Annotated in this window: 13 protein-coding genes; 9 read left to right on the top strand and 4 right to left on the bottom strand. The window is 57.1% G+C overall.

Annotated elements, in window-relative coordinates; genetic code table 11:
* Positions 1-53: 53 nt before the first annotated feature.
* Both EGT74_RS15550 and dusB read left to right on the top strand, forming a co-directional pair.
* A complete protein-coding gene (locus tag EGT74_RS15550; RefSeq protein WP_123847503.1) occupies positions 54-1,823 on the top strand; it encodes a M23 family metallopeptidase in 1,770 nt (589 codons plus the stop codon).
* 83 nt (positions 1,824-1,906) lie between these two features.
* Entirely contained in the window at positions 1,907-2,944 is a 1,038-nt protein-coding gene (gene dusB / locus EGT74_RS15555; protein ID WP_123847504.1) for a tRNA dihydrouridine synthase DusB, read from the top strand.
* A gap of 6 nt (positions 2,945-2,950) precedes the next feature.
* On the opposite strand, the gene EGT74_RS15560 is transcribed toward dusB, so the two are convergent.
* Positions 2,951-3,415 carry a hypothetical protein gene (locus tag EGT74_RS15560; protein WP_158618173.1) on the bottom strand — a complete coding sequence of 155 codons (465 nt, stop codon included), beginning with the start codon at positions 3,413-3,415 and terminating at the stop codon, positions 2,951-2,953.
* A gap of 69 nt (positions 3,416-3,484) precedes the next feature.
* Between EGT74_RS15560 and EGT74_RS15565 the strand changes: the two genes are divergently transcribed.
* Positions 3,485-4,009 carry a DinB family protein gene (locus tag EGT74_RS15565; RefSeq protein ID WP_123847506.1) on the top strand — a complete coding sequence of 175 codons (525 nt, stop codon included), beginning with the start codon at positions 3,485-3,487 and terminating at the stop codon, positions 4,007-4,009.
* A gap of 105 nt (positions 4,010-4,114) precedes the next feature.
* Here EGT74_RS15565 and EGT74_RS15570 read toward each other — a convergent pair whose 3' ends face one another.
* Positions 4,115-4,402: a DUF3817 domain-containing protein gene (locus EGT74_RS15570; RefSeq protein ID WP_123847507.1), complete on the bottom strand. Its 288-nt coding sequence runs from the start codon at positions 4,400-4,402 to the stop codon at positions 4,115-4,117.
* 92 nt (positions 4,403-4,494) lie between these two features.
* Complete coding sequence (locus EGT74_RS15575) at positions 4,495-6,330, bottom strand: ABC transporter ATP-binding protein (protein ID WP_123847508.1); 1,836 nt, start codon at positions 6,328-6,330, stop codon at positions 4,495-4,497.
* 323 nt (positions 6,331-6,653) lie between these two features.
* Here EGT74_RS15575 and EGT74_RS15580 point away from each other — a divergent pair, with 323 nt between their 5' ends.
* Positions 6,654-9,050 (top strand): ABC transporter permease, encoded by a 2,397-nt coding sequence (locus EGT74_RS15580; RefSeq protein ID WP_123847509.1) that lies wholly within the window; start codon positions 6,654-6,656, stop codon positions 9,048-9,050.
* A 121-nt stretch (positions 9,051-9,171) separates the two neighbouring features.
* Here EGT74_RS15580 and EGT74_RS15585 read toward each other — a convergent pair whose 3' ends face one another.
* Positions 9,172-9,936 (bottom strand): DeoR/GlpR family DNA-binding transcription regulator, encoded by a 765-nt coding sequence (locus EGT74_RS15585; protein WP_123847510.1) that lies wholly within the window; start codon positions 9,934-9,936, stop codon positions 9,172-9,174.
* A gap of 249 nt (positions 9,937-10,185) precedes the next feature.
* On the opposite strand from EGT74_RS15585, the gene EGT74_RS15590 reads away from it, so the two are divergent.
* Genes EGT74_RS15590 through EGT74_RS15610 form a run of 5 tightly spaced genes read left to right on the top strand, consistent with a single transcriptional unit; the run spans position 10,186 to position 15,884 of the window.
* The gene (locus tag EGT74_RS15590; RefSeq protein WP_123847511.1) at positions 10,186-11,445 is read left to right on the top strand and encodes an MFS transporter; all 1,260 of its coding nucleotides are present in this window, start codon (positions 10,186-10,188) and stop codon (positions 11,443-11,445) included.
* The gene (locus EGT74_RS15595; protein ID WP_123847512.1) at positions 11,442-12,449 is read left to right on the top strand and encodes an NAD(P)-dependent oxidoreductase; all 1,008 of its coding nucleotides are present in this window, start codon (positions 11,442-11,444) and stop codon (positions 12,447-12,449) included. The genes EGT74_RS15590 and EGT74_RS15595 overlap by 4 nt, the downstream gene beginning before the upstream one ends.
* On the top strand, positions 12,442-13,881 hold the full coding sequence (locus tag EGT74_RS15600; RefSeq protein ID WP_123847513.1) for an FGGY-family carbohydrate kinase: 1,440 nt from the start codon (positions 12,442-12,444) through the stop codon (positions 13,879-13,881). Before EGT74_RS15595 ends, EGT74_RS15600 begins: the two co-directional genes overlap by 8 nt.
* Before the next feature lies 1 nt (position 13,882).
* Positions 13,883-15,295, top strand: a complete 1,413-nt coding sequence (locus EGT74_RS15605) for an FGGY-family carbohydrate kinase (protein ID WP_123847514.1) — start codon at positions 13,883-13,885, stop codon at positions 15,293-15,295.
* Positions 15,288-15,884, top strand: a complete 597-nt coding sequence (locus EGT74_RS15610) for a histidine phosphatase family protein (protein WP_123847515.1) — start codon at positions 15,288-15,290, stop codon at positions 15,882-15,884. The genes EGT74_RS15605 and EGT74_RS15610 overlap by 8 nt, the downstream gene beginning before the upstream one ends.
* Positions 15,885-15,886 lie beyond the last annotated feature (2 nt).

The raw sequence follows: 15,886 nt of genomic DNA on the forward strand, positions 1-15,886 counted from the left end.
AATGGGCCTAGTTTGCGGCCCGATTTAATTGTTAACACCCCAAACCGAGTTTTATGAAATCCATTTTTCTCGCCGTGGTGGCAGCGCTCTGCTGCTCATACGCCGGCGCACAGCAGATTCCGCAGGAAGAAGAGAATGCACAGGAAGTCCTGTATCAACGTGTAAAAAAATTGCAGACGCCGCAGCCGCAGGGCCCCGATGGCGATGAAGCCACCAATCGCCCGAAGGTAGGCGCATTGAAGAAAATCACAGCTACCCGCAGCATCCAGCCCGTGCAGCAACAGGTATTCACCGAAGCCGATGCGCCCGGTGTGGCCAAAATGATGCGTGCCGCCGTATGCGCGGCGCCCGTTGTGGAAGCCGACCTGGAGCCCGTGTACAGCTCCGTGAAAGCGCATATGCCGCTGTACCTGCCGTATAAAAACAGCAGTACCGGCGTGTGGCAGGGCTTTTATTACAGCTGGGACAATGATAACGATGGCGCGAACGACGCGCACCGCGCCGTTGACTACGGCAAAACTTCGGTGGCGGCCGGAGAAGATCCCACTTTCGGCGTGTATGCCATTGCGCCCGGCAAGGTGATCGACGTGAAATGGTCCGACGGCGGCGGCAACATCATAACGGTGGAGCACACGGCCCCCGACGGTTACAAGTACCGGAGCACCTACCTCCATCTTCGCAACGGCTACGATAACGACCGCGCCAAAGCAAAAGCCACCAGCGGCAAATACAAGGCGTTTGCCACCAACGGCACCACCAGCGCGCTTTGCTGGGGCACCAACAGCCAGAAGATCGCCGTGAAGGTGAACGACCTGGTGAAGGCCGGGCAGTTCCTGGCGTATGCCGGCAACACCGGCTCCGGCGGCATCGGCGTGATCCTGAACGACGACGGCACCCTCAAAAACCCCGATACACGCTCATTCAACGTGCACCTGCATTTCGAAGTACGCGTGCAGGACACCAGAGCAGGGCACAGTGGCGAATGGGTGCGCATCGACCCTTACGGCTCGTACAATCATGCGGGCGTGGATTGCTACGATCTCGAAGCCACCACCCCGTACGCAAGATTGTTTGCCCCCTTCTACCCCAGCTTCCATAACGTGCCGCTCGACCTCGTGAACAAATTCTGGGGTTACTACACCGGCATGGGCATGGCCCTGCAAACGGTGAGCGTAGACAGGAACGGCGGCACCCTGTACGCGGCCGGCTCTTTCCAGTGGGGCCTGCCCGGCGCCTGGTACGCCCGTTTTTACATGACCGGCAGCACCTACCAGAGTTACTTCAACAGCTACGACCAGCAGGGCTACCGCCCCCGGCAGCTGTCCGTCACGAAAGACGCCGGCGGCAACCCGCGCTTCTCCGCCATCTGGGAAAAGAAACCCGCCGGCCAGAGCGCCGCATCGGTGCATAACCGCGACGACGCCAATTTCGACGCTCTCTGGAAAGACTATGTGGTCAACAAAAAATGGCATGTGCAGGAACACGTGGACTATACCGTGAACGGCAAGCGCTACCATGCCGCCGTGTTCGTGAACAAGCCGAACGACAACGGTTTTTACCTCTACTATGGCATGAAGGGAGCCGATTTCGACAAAAAGTTCGACGAACTGTACCCCAACTGGGAACTGCGCAGCATCAACGTCAACGGCAGCACCGTAGGCGGCGTATGGCGCCCGAAAAAGAGCAATTATGCCGCCTATTACGGCATGACCTCCGCCGGGTACCAGAGCAAATTCAATCAGTTCAGCTCCGAAGGGCTGCGCCTCATCAAAGTACAGAACTACGATAATAATGGCCGTTTCAGCGCCATCTGGGCCAAATAAGCGCCCCTTACCCCCAAAAACTGCAGGGTGTCCGTCAAAACGGGCATCCTGCTTTATTTTTTACCGTATTTTTGCAGCCGCAAATGGTAAAGATTGATCAGATAACGCTGCCGGATTTCCCGCTGCTGCTGGCGCCCATGGAAGATGTGAGCGACCCGCCGTTCCGTGTGGTATGTAAAGCCAACGGGGTCGACCTCGTGTACACCGAGTTCATTTCCAGCGAGGGCCTCATCCGCGACGCCATCAAATGCCGCAAAAAGCTCGATATTTTCGACGAGGAAAGGCCCACCGGCATCCAGATATTCGGGGGCGACGAAGAACGCATGGCGATGGCCGCGAAGATCGTGGACGTGACCCAGCCGGAGCTGCTCGACATCAATTTCGGCTGCCCCGTGAAAGGCATTGTAGCCAAAGGCGCCGGTTCCGGCGTGCTGAAAGACGTGCCCCTGATGGTGCGCCTCACGGAAGCCTGCGTCAAATCCACCCACCTGCCCGTAACGGTGAAAACCCGCCTGGGCTGGGACGATGCTACCAAAAACATCGAAGAAGTGGCTGAACGCCTCCAGGACGTGGGCGTAAAAGCCCTTACCATCCACGGCCGCACCCGCTGCCAGATGTACAAGGGCGAGGCCGACTGGAGCCTGATCGCCAAAGTGAAGAACAATCCCCGCATCCATATCCCCATTTTCGGGAACGGCGATATCGACAGCCCGCAAAAAGCGCTCGAATACAAAAACCGCTACGGCGTAGACGGTATCATGATCGGTCGCGCGGCCATCGGTTACCCCTGGATATTCCGGGAAATCCGCCATTTCCTGCAAACCGGCGAAGAACTGCCCGCGCCCACCGTGGCGGAACGGGTAGACGTGTGCCGCCGGCACCTCCACAAATCCCTGCAATGGAAAGGCCCCGTGGCCGGCATTTACGCCATGCGCCGCCACTACCTCAGCTACCTGAAAGGGTTGCCGGGCATCAAAGAATTCCGTACGCGCCTGGTAACGCTCAATGAGCCCGAGGAAATCAATGCCGTGCTCGATGAGGTGTTACGGACGTATGAAGGATTTGAAATGGAAAAAACGCCTATCCAGCTGATAGACTATCACACCAATTGCCAGTTGTAAAACTCCTTACTGGCAGGCCTGTTTTTTATAAGGGACCGGGTCGAATTTCAACGCCGCGTCACTCGGGGTGAAGATGGGATTTCCGTCGGCGTCCGCACTGTCTGCCAGCCCCTCGTACGCCTGGTCGCCCATCAGCTTGAACACCACGTTCCGCGTGCTTTTGGTGCCTTCGGAAGTATAACTGTAAGAAGCCCGCAGGATATTATCGGTCAGCCGGCCTTCCAGGATGCCGCTGCTCTGGTCTTTTTCGAAGAAATTATAATCCAGCACGCCGTTCACCTTCCTGTCGTCTACCAGTATCTGCAGCAGGAAGGTATCTTTCCCCACGGTTTTCATAAAACAGGATGCGCTGGTATTGGTGAGTTCGGGATTGGTAACGGCCGAATCCCTTTCTTTTTTGGAAGGGGCCGAATTGCAGGACAGCAATACGCCTGCTAATACACACGTGGATAGTAAGGCAGTTTTCATCATGAACTAAATCTACTAAAAAAAATCTGAATGCTGCTGACATAGGGCTGTCATACCCCGGGTGGAACTTTGATGCAACAAACCAAAAAACTTACCATCATGGCTATCATTCCCACCCTGCTCAAAGAAATGGCGCAAGAAGCGCAAACCACCCGCAAAATGCTGGCGATCGTTCCGGCCGATCAATTCGACTGGCAACCGCACCCCAAAAGCATGACGCTGCGGGCGCTCACCGGCCATATTGCCGAAATTCCTTCCTGGGTCAGCCTCGTATGCAATACGGCCGAACTGGATTTCGCCAAGGAACCCTACAAAGCCCCTGTGCTCAATACCACGGATGATCTGATGGCGTTGTTCGAAAAATCATATGAAGAAGGCCGTTCCGAACTGGAAAAAGCGGACGAAGCCATCCTGGCCGACCATTGGGTGATGCGTTCCGGCGAAGAGATTTACAGCGACCAGCCCAAGTCCGAAGTGCTGCGCATGTGTTTCTGCCAGATCGTGCACCACCGCGCGCAGCTGGGCGTTTACCTGCGCCTGCTCAACATCCCCATCCCCGGCAGCTACGGGCCGAGCGCGGATGAAATGGGGAATTAAGGATTGCCCGGGGTAGATAAATACTGCGGTTGCAGCGGCTGGCTGATGTTGTAGAAAGATACGCCGTTGGTCAGCTGCGCAATCAGCAATCCCTGGCAGGAGAATTTATTCCGGGCGGTGAATCCACCTGTTATTGATAAAAAACGTGCCGAAAGGCAGGATGGAAGCCCCCAGGGCGATGGCCGTCTTTCTGATGCTCCAGTTCAGCGCGATCTTCACTTCTATCACGAGGATCACATACAGCACAAACAGCACGCCATGCGCCATGCCCACCTGTTTGTTCAGCCACGGCTCGTCCGCGAAATACTTCATCGGCATGGCGATAAATAACAAAACAAGAAAGGAAATGCCTTCCAGCCAGGCAACGATCCGTAATCTTTTAGTTGCGTTCATGCGGCAATACTACACCTCAAAAAAGAAACAGACAATGATCCTCGTCAGGAAACCCCGGCTTCCCACCCCTCTTGCGGCGAGCAAAAGCAGTTTTAGCGGTAGCCCTGCGCCTGGAGATGGAACAGTTCAGCATAACGCCCTCCTTTTGCCAGCAGCTCCTCGTGGCTGCCGATCTCGATCAGCTGACCCTGCTCCAGCACCAGGATACGGTCGGCCATCCGCACCGTGGAAAACCGGTGCGATATCAGTACGGCGGATTTGCCTTTGGTGAGGTCCGCAAAACGGAGGAACACCTCGTATTCCGCCCGGGCGTCGAGCGCGGCGGTAGGTTCGTCGAGGATGAGCAACTGGGCGTTTTTCATGTACGCGCGGGCCAGGGCGATCTTCTGCCACTCGCCGCCAGAAAGCTCTATGCCGTTGTTGAAGCGGCGGCCGAGCATCTGGCCGTACCGGCCGGGCAATCGTTCCGTGAGCTCGTTGGCCATGCTCTTGTAGGCGGCGTTTTCGATCATCACCTGGTTGTTCAGTTCCTCGATATTGCCCACGGCGATGTTTTGCTGAAGCGTCATCTGGTAACGCTGGAAGTCCTGGAAAATAACGCCTACCTGTTTCCGCAGTTCCTTCAGGTTATACTCCCGCAGGTCGTGCCCGTCGAGCAGGATGCGGCCTTCCGTGGGGTCGTACAGCCTTGCCAGCAATTTCACCAGCGTGGTTTTCCCGGCCCCGTTCTCCCCTACCAGCGCCAGCTTTTCGCCGGCATGCAGCGTAAAATTCAGGTGGCGGTTGGCCCAGCGTTCCGAATGCAGGTAACGGAACCCGACGTTCTCGAACACAAAACCTTCGCGGATGGGATTGGGAAACGGCCGGGCATTGGGCTGCTCGGTAATGCGCGGCGCAATTTCAAAAAACTCGAACAGGTCGCGCAGGTAAATGGCGCCTTGCGTCACGCTGGTAAAACGCATCAGCACCCCCTCCAGCAAACCGCGCAACTGGCGGAACGATCCGCCGAGAAACGCCAGGTCGCCGATGGTGAGCTGGCCTTTGACGGTTTGCAGGATGATGATGACGTACGCCGTGTAGTACCCCGCGCTGCCGATGATGGCGAACAGCACCGCCCAGATGTTGTAGCGGATCGAGAGCTGTTTTTTATCGTTGTAAAATTTGTCGGACAGTGTGCGGAAGCGCTGCACGAGATAATCGGACAGGTTGAAGATTTTCACCTCCTTCACCGATTCGTCGCTCGCGCCGAGGAAACGGATATAGTCGAGCTCCCGGCGGTCGGACGTCTGCCCCCAGGCCAGCGCATAGAAGCGGTCGTTGAAATGGGTTTCGGCAAGGAATGCGGGCAGCACGGAGATCAGCAGCAACAAGATCAGCCAGGGGCTGAAGCTGACCAGCCCCGCGGCAAGAAACACCATGGTAATGACGTCCTGCACCTGTGAAAGCACCTGCGACAATAAAATGGTGCGGCCCATCGTCTGCTGACGGGCGCGCTCCAGCTTGTCGTAAAAGGTGGAATCCTCGAACTGGTCGAGGTCGAGCGTGGCGGCATGCTGCATGATGCGCACGGAGGTATAGTTGGCCACCTGTTCGCCCAGCATGCCGTCGAGCAGCGAAATGGCCCGGCCCAGGGCGCCGCTGGCGATCACCAGCGCAAACTCCAGCGCCACCAGTTCCCAGAGGTACTGGTAACTCAGATCGCCCTTCAGCTGCGTCATCCGCACCACCTCGTCGATGATCAGCTTGCCCACATACAGCAGGGCCAGCGGGATGGCGGATTGCAGGCCCCTCAAAACGATGTTGCTGATGGTCAGCGCCGGGCTCGTTTGCCATACCAGTTTAAAAAAAGCGGGCAGGTTACGCAGCGCCACCATCCTCTCCCGGAAACTTACATCGGGCTCTCCGGGTTTTCTGCCGGGTCTTTTCATGTTGTGCGGGTTATATTTTCACGCAAATATCTGCTGACGGGTATCGAATACGGGATTAAATATACGACTTATGCCGCCGATGCCGCTTCTGCCGGACCGGCATACATTCATTCCGGGCATTTCGCACATCGACAGCTGAAAACGGGCGGACTTTCCATACGAAGCAACCGGGCCGCCGGCTTTTCATAAATGTTCATTTCCGGACACGTCCTTACATAAAACCGGACATTACAAGGCCACGAAACATTCATAACGAGCTGAATCACAAACGCTTTCAGGAATGGCATATTTTTGGGCGGCATCAACCCGTCAAAACCCTCCGCATGCTTAAAAACTACTTCAGTATAGCCTGGCGCAACATCCGCAAAAACGGTTTGTATTCCGTCGTGAACATCACCGGCCTTTCCATCGGTATCGCCTTCACCCTGCTGATCGCGGTTTATATCTGGAGTGAAACGAAAGTGAACGGCGGCCTTCGGGAGGCTGGCCAGCAGTACATCCTGCAAAGCAAATGGAAAGACGCCAGCCAGGGTTACAAAGAAGCCACCATGGGGCCATTGCCCAGGATGCTGAAAGAACAGTACCCCCACCTCGTGAAAAATTACTTCCGGATCGACGGGGTCACCACGAATGTATCCAAAGGCGAAAAGAGCTTCCGGCAGGAGGTGGCCATCTGCGACACCACGCTGCTCGACATGTATGGCTTCAAACTGCTGCACGGCCATCCCGCCACCGCTTTTTCCGCGCCGTTCTCCACGGTGGTCACGGCGGAATGCGCGCAGAAATATTTCGGCAAAACCGATGTCATCGGAGAATCCCTGACGGTGGAAAGCTTTTCGGGCACGCGGCAGGAATTCCAGATCACCGGCGTAATGGCGCCCACCGCCAAAAATACCGTCACCCATTGGGCCGATGCGCCGCAGCAACTGTTTATTCCCCTGGCCAACCAGCCTTATTTCAACAGGATGCCGCTCGATGACTGGAACAACCAGTATACGCTCGGCTTTATAGAGCTTCAGCCCGGCGTACAGCCGTCCGCGCTCGATAAACCCCTGCGGGACATCCTCCGGGCGCATGCATCGCCGGCGATCGTCAGCGCGCTGCAGCCGTACATGGTGGGACTGAAAGAATATTACCTTGTGTACAACAACGGCATGGTTAAAAAGATGCTGTACGCGCTTTCCCTCATTGCCCTCTTTATCCTGCTCATGGCGATGATCAACTTCGTGAACATGTCCATAAGCCGCTCCGCATCCCGCATGAAAGAAATCGGCATTCGTAAAGTGATGGGCGGGCTGAAGCGGCAGCTGATCATACAGTTCCTTACCGAATCCGTACTGCTGGTGTTTTTCGCCACAGTGCTCGCCTTAGCGATCTGTATACCGCTGGGTAGCTTCTTCGGCAGCATCGTCGGTTCCAAATTGCCGGCGGCCGGTACGCTTCCGCTCTACTTTTTTGTGCTGCCCTTTGTGCTCGCCGTCTTAACAGGCGTGATCGCGGGCCTTTACCCGGCGCTGGTGCTCACGTCCCTGCGGTCGGTAGACTCCCTGAAAGGCAAACTCACCGGGGTCAAAGACCATGTTCTGCTACGGAAGTCGCTGGTGGCTTTCCAGTTCGGCACCGCCATCGTGGTGCTCGTGTCCGCCATCCTCGTATCCAAACAAACCGACCTGTTTTTCAGCGACCACCTGGGGTACGACAAGGATATGATCGTGGCCGCGCAGGTGCCGCGCGACTGGACGCCGCAGGGCGTACGGCGCATGGAAAATGTGCGCAACCAGCTCGCTGCTATGCCCGAAGTACAGTCCGTAACGCTCGCCTTTGAATTGCCCAACGGCAACAACTCCGGCAGCTTCTCCATGTACCGCGCCGGTACCGATTCCACTACCGCGGTGCCGAGCAAGATCCTGATGACGGATGAACGTTACGCGGCCACCTACGCCATCCCCATGGCGGCCGGGCGTTTCTTCGGGGAGAACGATTCGATGAAGACCGTGATCAACCGCACACAGGCGGCGGCGCTGGGCTGGAAAGATCCCGCCGAAGCCGTAGGCCGGCAGGTACGTGTGCCCGGCGATCCCTTCGTATACACCGTTTCCGGCGTAACCGAAGATTTCCATTTCAGTTCCATGCAGGAGGCCATTTCGCCCATCTCGTTCCTGCACGTGAAACGCACCTCCACCTACCGCTTCCTCGCCCTCAAAATGAAACCTGGCAATATCGGCCACACCATCGGCGCCATTGAAAAAAAATGGGCCGCCCTCATGCCGGGCGCGCCGTTTGAATATGTGTTCATCGATGATGCGCTGAAAAAACTCTATCGCACGGAGCTGCAAATGAAAAAAGCTTTTTATACCGCTACGGGCATTTCACTGATCATCGTGCTGCTCGGCGTACTGGGGCTGATTTCGCTGAGCGTGCAGAAACGCACCCGTGAAATCGGTATCCGGAAAGTGCTGGGCGCTTCGGTACAGGGGATCATCGCCCTCTTTATGAAAGAGTTCGCCGTGGTGATGGTGGCCGCCGTGGTGAGCGCCTGCCCCGTGGCATACTGGTTCATGAACAACTGGCTGAACGGATATGTGTACCGCATCGGCATCACCGCCCAGCCGTTTATCATCACCATCGGGCTGCTCGGTGCGTTAACGGCGTTGCTGATCGTTACGCAAACGGTCAAAACCGCACTGGCCAATCCCACCAAAAGCCTGCGGACGGATTGACACAAACGGATTCCATCCATCATATAAACAGCTACCTGTCTCCATCAGGTGCCCGAATGAAAAAGGGGGCTGTATCACATTTCGATACAACCCCCTTGTTATTTGGAGACAATGCTTTTCCTTATTCCGCGATGATCACCTTCACCCCGCGCTCCGTCAGCATCCGCACGGTTTCGTGCGGCACCAGGTTGTCGGTGATGATATAATCCACCTGCTCGAGGCTGCAGATGCGGCCGATGCCGCGGCGGTCGAACTTGGAGCTGTCGGCCATCACTACAACGGTTTGCGACAGGCCGATCATTTTCATGTTGAGGCTCGCTTCGGAGAGGTTCGTGATGGACAGCCCGAATTCCGGGTCGATGCCGTCTACCCCCACAAACAATACCCCGCAGGAAATATCGTCGAGCAGCCGCTCGGCGAACGAGCCCGCGGCGGCGGAAGAGCTCTGGTGGATCAGGCCGCCGATCTGGAGCACGTCTACATGCGGGCGGTTGCACAATTCCAGCGCCACTTTCAGCGCCGGCGTGATCACGGTGAGATGTTTGGCCGGATGCAGCGCACGGGCCAGCTCAAACACCGTGGTGCCCGAGCCGATAATGATCGAATCGTTCTGGCCGATGAGGCTCAAAGCCGCCTTGGCGATCTTTTTCTTTTCCTCCGACTTGATGAATTCCTTTTCGTTGATGGGGCGCTCGATAGTATAGGGGTTCTGGGTGGAACCGCCGCCCTTGGTACGGTACAACAGCTTTTTTTCTTCCAGCAGCTTCAGGTCTTTCCGGATGGTCACCCCTGAAACCTGCAATGATTCACTCAATTCCTGGATATCCACCCGGCCGTTCTCCTGCAGTTTCTGGAGGATCAGCTGGTGCCTGTCGGTAATATTCATATACGGACGATCTTCTTTTTGTTAAAATTCCTTTCACCAAAATTACACTTTTCTACCAAAAAACCCGGGCGACCTGTCTGGCTTAACCCGTTGTTAACCGGCATTCCCGTGCTTACAAAGGCGTTCGAATGGCTGTTTTGTTTGCTTTCACTCGGTTTATTTTATTTAAATTTTGTTAAATTAAGTTTAATTTCTACTTTGCAGGAACAAGATTTCCACGATCCATTTTCACCACACAACTGATACCACATGTCAACGTTTTATGAAAAAACAGGAATTCCTAAACAATTATTATGGGGGTATATCGGCATCATGATCTTCATGATGGGCGATGGTATCGAGCAGGGCTGGCTAAGCCCGTACCTGGTAGATCACGGCATGAGCGTGCAGCAAAGCGCCACCCTTTTTACCGTGTACGGCATCACCATCGCCATTTCCGCCTGGTTTTCGGGCGTACTGGCGGAAGGCTTCGGCGTCAAGCGTACCATGGCGGCGGGTTTGTTGCTCTATTGCCTGGGTACGGTCGGTTTTGTGGGCTTCGGCATGCCGGAGCTGAATTTCCCCGTGATGCTGCTCACCTATGCGCTCCGCGGTTTCGGCTATCCCCTGTTCGCCTATTCTTTCCTCGTCTGGATCGCTTACAGCAGCCCGCAGAAACAGCTGGGCCGCGCGGTGGGCTGGTTCTGGTTCGTATTCACCGGCGGGTTGAACGTGCTTGGCGCTTATTATTCCAGCTGGGCCATCACTCAATTCGGCCATCTCAATACTTTATGGACCTCGTTGTTCTGGGCATTGCTCGGCGCTTTCTTCGCCCTCGTGCTCAACAGGAACAGCGCGCAGAAAACGGCGGCGGCACCGGGCAACCGCGCCCAGGAACTGATCAAGGGGCTTACCATCGTCAGGGAAGAACCGAAAGTATTGCTGGGCGGCATCGTGCGCGTGATCAACACCACGGCGCAGTTCGCCTTCCCGGTGTTCCTTCCCATGTACATGGCGCGCCATGGTTTCGATACCACGCAGTGGCTCCAGATCTGGGGCACCATCTTCACGGCCAACATCATCTTTAACCTGATTTTCGGGTTCGTGGGCGACCGCCTCGGCTGGCGCAACACCATCATGTGGTTCGGCGGCGCAGGCTGCGCGGCCACCACCCTGCTGTTCTATTATTCCCCGCAGATCTGGGAAGGCAGTTTCTGGATGGTAATGACGGCCGGCGTACTCTGGGGCGCGTTCCTTGCAGGCTATGTGCCTTTAACGGCACTGGTGCCCTCGCTCGTACAAAAAGACAAAGGCGCCGCCATGGCTATCCTCAACCTGGGCGCCGGCCTGCCGGTGTTCGTGGGGCCCGCCATCGTGGGGCTTTTCATCGGCGTGGCGGGAGAAGAAGGCGTGATCTGGATACTGGCGGTGCTGTATGTGATCAGCGCCATCCTGGCCCGCTTCATCACCCTGCCGGACAATGCTAAAACGCTTCATCATCATACGATTAAAACAGAACAATACGCATGAGAATTTTGATCACAGCCCCGTATCACGATAAGGGCCTGAAAGAGATAGCACAACAGTTCGGAGATGTGGCGTACCGGTCGTGGAAACCCAACGGCCGCGCCTGGAACGAAGAAGAACTGCTGGCGCTGCTGGAGGAAACGAATGCGGACGCACTCATCACGGAACACGATCATGTCACCGAACGGGTGATCGCCGCCAACCCGCAACTGCAGTTCATCGGCGTATGCCGCGGCACACCGTCGAACGTGGCGGTACCGAAGGCCACCGAAATGGGCATTCCCGTATTTTTCACGCCGGCCCGCAACGCGCAGGCCGTGGCGGAAATGTTCATCTCCAACGTGATCATGCTGCTGCGCAACACCATCCCCGGCATCAACTGGCTGAAAGGCCGGCAGTGGCAGGAAGGGGCGCACGATTCGTACCTGCACTTCAAAGGCAACGAACTGGCGGGCAAAACCATCGGCATGGTGGGCTTCGGCGCCATCGGCCAGCTCATCGCCCGGATGGTGCGGGATTATCCCTGCAACATCCAGTTCTTTGATCCCTATGTGAAGGAACACGACCCGGCTTACCGCCAGCTGGGCATCGAAGAACTGTTCGCTACGAGCGATATCGTGTCCATTCACCTGCCGGTGACCGCGGAAACCAAAGGCATGATCAACGCGAGTTTGTTGACAAAGATGAAAAAAGACGCCATTTTTGTAAATACCGCCAGGGCGGCCGTTGTGAAACGGGAAGCCCTGCTGGATGTGCTGGAAAAAAACGCCATCCGCGGCGCCATACTCGATGTGTTCGACAACGAGCCGCCCGATGCGCTCGACTACCGCATCATCGATATGCCGCACGTGATCGCTACCCCGCACATTGCCGGCGCCACCTTCGAAGTGGAAGACCACCACGTGGAAATCCTCAACAGGGCGCTGCATCAGTGGTTCGGCAACGGCAATAAATCCATCGCGGAGCTTGCCAATAAAGAAATACGCTCAATTCACGTCAATGGCTAACGATCACGCATATATTATTGTAGATATCGGCACGGGGAACGTGCGCGTGGCCGCCGCCACACAAAAAGGCGAAGTGCTCGGCGTGGCGCGGGAAGACATCGTGTATGTCAACGACGAACTGTATCCCGATGCACTGTACTTCGACCCGCAACAGCTCTGGCAGCAGGTATTGCGCCTCGCCGCACAGGTGATCCCCAAAGAGAAGATAGTCAAAGCCATCACCGCCACCAGCCAGCGCGAAGGCATCGTGCTCCTGTCGGCTTCCGGGCAGCCGCTGATCGGCCTCCCCAACATCGACCACCGCGGCCGGGAATGGGAGCACATCATGGCCGATAAAAGCCGGGTGTACCAACTCACGGGCCGCTACCCCACCTCCCTGTTTTCCGCCATGAAACTGGTGGGCATCCGGGAGCGGCGGCCGGACGTCTGGGCGCAAACCGCCTCCTTCCTCAGCATCAGCAACTGGATAGAATACCAGCTCGGCGGCGTCAGCCGGTACGAGCATTCGCAGGCTTCCGAAACGCTGCTCTACGACGTGGCGCGGCAGCAATGGAGCCCCGAGCTCTGCCAGGTGTTCGGGCTGAGCGAATCCCTGCTCCCGCCTATCGCCGCCTCTGCATCCATCCTGGGTAACATACTCCCGGAAGTAGCGGACGCGCTGCAACTGGATAAAACCGTACAGATCGTGGTGGGCGGCGGCGATACGCAGCTGGCCATCAAAAGCACCCGGCCGGCGGTGGACGATATGGTGATCGTATCGGGCACCACCACACCCATCGTGAAACTAACGGGAACATATACACTCGATGAAGACGAAAGGACCTGGACGAGCCGCGACATCGAGAACGGCCGTTTTGTGTTCGAAGCCAACGCCGGCGTTACGGGCCTGAACTACCAGCGGCTGAAAGAAATTTTTTACCCGAACGAAGGTTACGATGTAATCGAGCAGGAACTGGCGGCCAATACGCACACTTTCTGCATGGCCTCCCTCGGTTCGCTGCTGGCGGATGAAGAAGTGTCGCTCACCCGCGGCGGTTTCATCTTCCCCACCCCGGTCAGCCACCTGCTTACCCGCGGTTCCTTCGTATGGGCCACCATTCTCGACATTGCCTGTTCCATTGTCCGCAACTACCGCATCCTCGCGGAAGTGGCCGGCCACGAGCCCGACTACATCTGGGGCTGCGGCGGCGGTTTGCAGAGCAGGGTGCTGCGCCAGCTCATCGCCAACCTCACCGGTAAAAAAGTGCAGATGCGGCATGAGTTCCAGCAATCGTCGGCCGTAGGCGGCGCGCTGCTCTGCAATGAAGCGCTGCAGCTGGACGTGGAAATGGAAGGGCGCACGGAAACGGTATACCCGCAGGACGAAGCGCATTATGCAACACTGTACGCGGAATGGGAAAAAACAAGGAACCATTTCAGGAACATGAATTGATATGGATTATTTTATAGGCATAGATGTAGGCACACAGGGCGCGCGCGTGCTCCTGGCCGACGAAACGGGCCGGCCGGTGGCGGCATTCGAAGAACAGTTCCCGCTGCACCGCGAGGAACAGGATCCCGAGCACTGGTGGGCGGCCTGCCTGCGCTGCCTCGAACAATTGCCAACCGGATATAACGTCAAAGCCATCGCCGTTACCTCCACCTCCGGCACCATCATTCCCCTGGGCCGCAACGGGCTGCCGCTGCACAACGCGATCATGTACAGCGACGGCAGGCAGGCCGAACAGGGCGCCCGCTGCCGGCAACTGGCGCTGGCGCATCACCCGGACGGCTATACGGGTTTCAACACCAGCAGCGGCCTCCCGAAAATGCTCTGGTTCATCGAACAGTACCCCCACAAAACGGAGCAGCTGTACAAGTTCATCCATGCCGCCGATTACATCACCGGCAAACTTTGCGGGCGGTTCGACCGCAGTGACTTTACCAATGTGTTAAAATCCGGTTACGATGTTGAAGGGCAACGCTGGCCGGAATATATTTGGGAAAAATTGCCGCTCCGCAGGGAGTGGCTCCAGGAGGCGGTGCCCTCCGGTACGCCGCTGGGCCCCGTTACCGCCCGCATCAAAGGGCTGCCGGATAATGTAATGGTGGTAGCCGGCATGACGGACGGCTGCGCCTCGCAGGTAGCCTCCGGCGCGGTGAACCCGGGCGACTGGAACACCACCATCGGCACCACCCTCGTTGTGAAGGGCGTTACCCTGGCTGCCGTGAAAGACCCGGAAGACCGGCTGTACAGCCACCGCCATCCCGAAGGATACTGGATGCCCGGCGGCGCCAGCAATACGGGAGCCGACTGGGTCACCAAACTGTTCGCCGGCCGCATCGATGCGCTCAATGAAGCCGCGGCGCAACTTTGCCCTACTCCGTACCTGGTATACCCGCTCCTGCAGCGCGGCGAACGTTTCCCGTTCGTGGCGCCGCAGGCGGAAGGTTTCGCCACTCCCGGCCTCAGCGACGAAGAACATTTCACCGCCGCCATGGAAGGTGTGGCCTATATTGAAAAACTGGCGTACGAGATGATCGAAAAGTTATCGGGCGAAAAAGTGAAGGCCGTATACACCGCCGGCGGAGCCAGCAACAGCAACGTATGGCTGCACATCCGCAGCAACGTGCTCAATCTGCCGCTGTATAAAATGCAGCAGGTGAGCGGCGCAGCCGGGGCGGCCATACTGGCGGCCTCTAAAACCCGCTACCGCTCCGTGATGGAAGCCGCGGCAGCCATGGCGCATACCGAAAGGATCGTGCGGCCGCAGGCCGGTATTACCGACCTGTATACCGCCACGTACCACCGGTTCAAACAGCAACTCACAGAAAAAGGATATATCCCGGAACAGACATATGCTTAATATATTTTTACTCCGCCACGGCCAGACGGCCTGGAACGCAGACAACAACCGCTACTGCGGCCGGTCAGACATATCGCTGACCGCCAGGGGCATCCAGCAGGCCGAAGCCGTGAAAGCGCAGCTGCGGCACATCACCTTCGATGGCGTGTACTCCTCCCCGTTAGAGCGGGCTTTCATGACGGCCAACATCGCTACGGGCGTACACGTGAAAAAAGACAACCGGCTCATCGAGGCGGATTTCGGGGAATGGGAACAAAAAACAAAAGAAGAATTCATCGCCGAAGACCCTTCGCTCTGGCATAACTGGATGGCCGACCCCGCATCGCACCGCGCCGGCGGCACCGGTGAAACCGGCATGGAAATCGTGACCCGCGTAGACGACTTCTTTAACGAGCTCCGCCGCAAACATACGTCCGGCAACATCCTGGTGGCAGCCCACAACGGCGTCAACCGGTTGTACCTGGCCTACAAGCTGGGCATGCCCCTGCGTAATTACCGCATGCTGGTGCAGGACAATGCGTCCATCACCATGTTCACCCTCGCGGCAGACGGCGCATTTACCTTGGAACACCTGAACTCAAAATTCTGATG

It is taken from the genome of Chitinophaga lutea (assembly GCF_003813775.1).
GTDB classification, from domain to species: domain Bacteria; phylum Bacteroidota; class Bacteroidia; order Chitinophagales; family Chitinophagaceae; genus Chitinophaga; species Chitinophaga lutea.

Coding starts and splice junctions, on each gene's coding strand:
- EGT74_RS15565 (WP_123847506.1), top strand. CDS start 3,485: ATGCAACAAACCAAAAAACTTACCATCATGGCTATCATTCCCACCCTG.
- EGT74_RS15605 (WP_123847514.1), top strand. CDS start 13,883: ATGGATTATTTTATAGGCATAGATGTAGGCACACAGGGCGCGCGCGTG.
- EGT74_RS15550 (WP_123847503.1), top strand. CDS start 54: ATGAAATCCATTTTTCTCGCCGTGGTGGCAGCGCTCTGCTGCTCATAC.
- EGT74_RS15590 (WP_123847511.1), top strand. CDS start 10,186: ATGTCAACGTTTTATGAAAAAACAGGAATTCCTAAACAATTATTATGG.
- EGT74_RS15585 (WP_123847510.1), bottom strand. CDS start 9,936: ATGAATATTACCGACAGGCACCAGCTGATCCTCCAGAAACTGCAGGAG.
- dusB (WP_123847504.1), top strand. CDS start 1,907: ATGGTAAAGATTGATCAGATAACGCTGCCGGATTTCCCGCTGCTGCTG.
- EGT74_RS15600 (WP_123847513.1), top strand. CDS start 12,442: ATGGCTAACGATCACGCATATATTATTGTAGATATCGGCACGGGGAAC.
- EGT74_RS15580 (WP_123847509.1), top strand. CDS start 6,654: ATGCTTAAAAACTACTTCAGTATAGCCTGGCGCAACATCCGCAAAAAC.
- EGT74_RS15575 (WP_123847508.1), bottom strand. CDS start 6,330: ATGAAAAGACCCGGCAGAAAACCCGGAGAGCCCGATGTAAGTTTCCGG.
- EGT74_RS15610 (WP_123847515.1), top strand. CDS start 15,288: ATGCTTAATATATTTTTACTCCGCCACGGCCAGACGGCCTGGAACGCA.
- EGT74_RS15570 (WP_123847507.1), bottom strand. CDS start 4,402: ATGAACGCAACTAAAAGATTACGGATCGTTGCCTGGCTGGAAGGCATT.
- EGT74_RS15595 (WP_123847512.1), top strand. CDS start 11,442: ATGAGAATTTTGATCACAGCCCCGTATCACGATAAGGGCCTGAAAGAG.
- EGT74_RS15560 (WP_158618173.1), bottom strand. CDS start 3,415: ATGATGAAAACTGCCTTACTATCCACGTGTGTATTAGCAGGCGTATTG.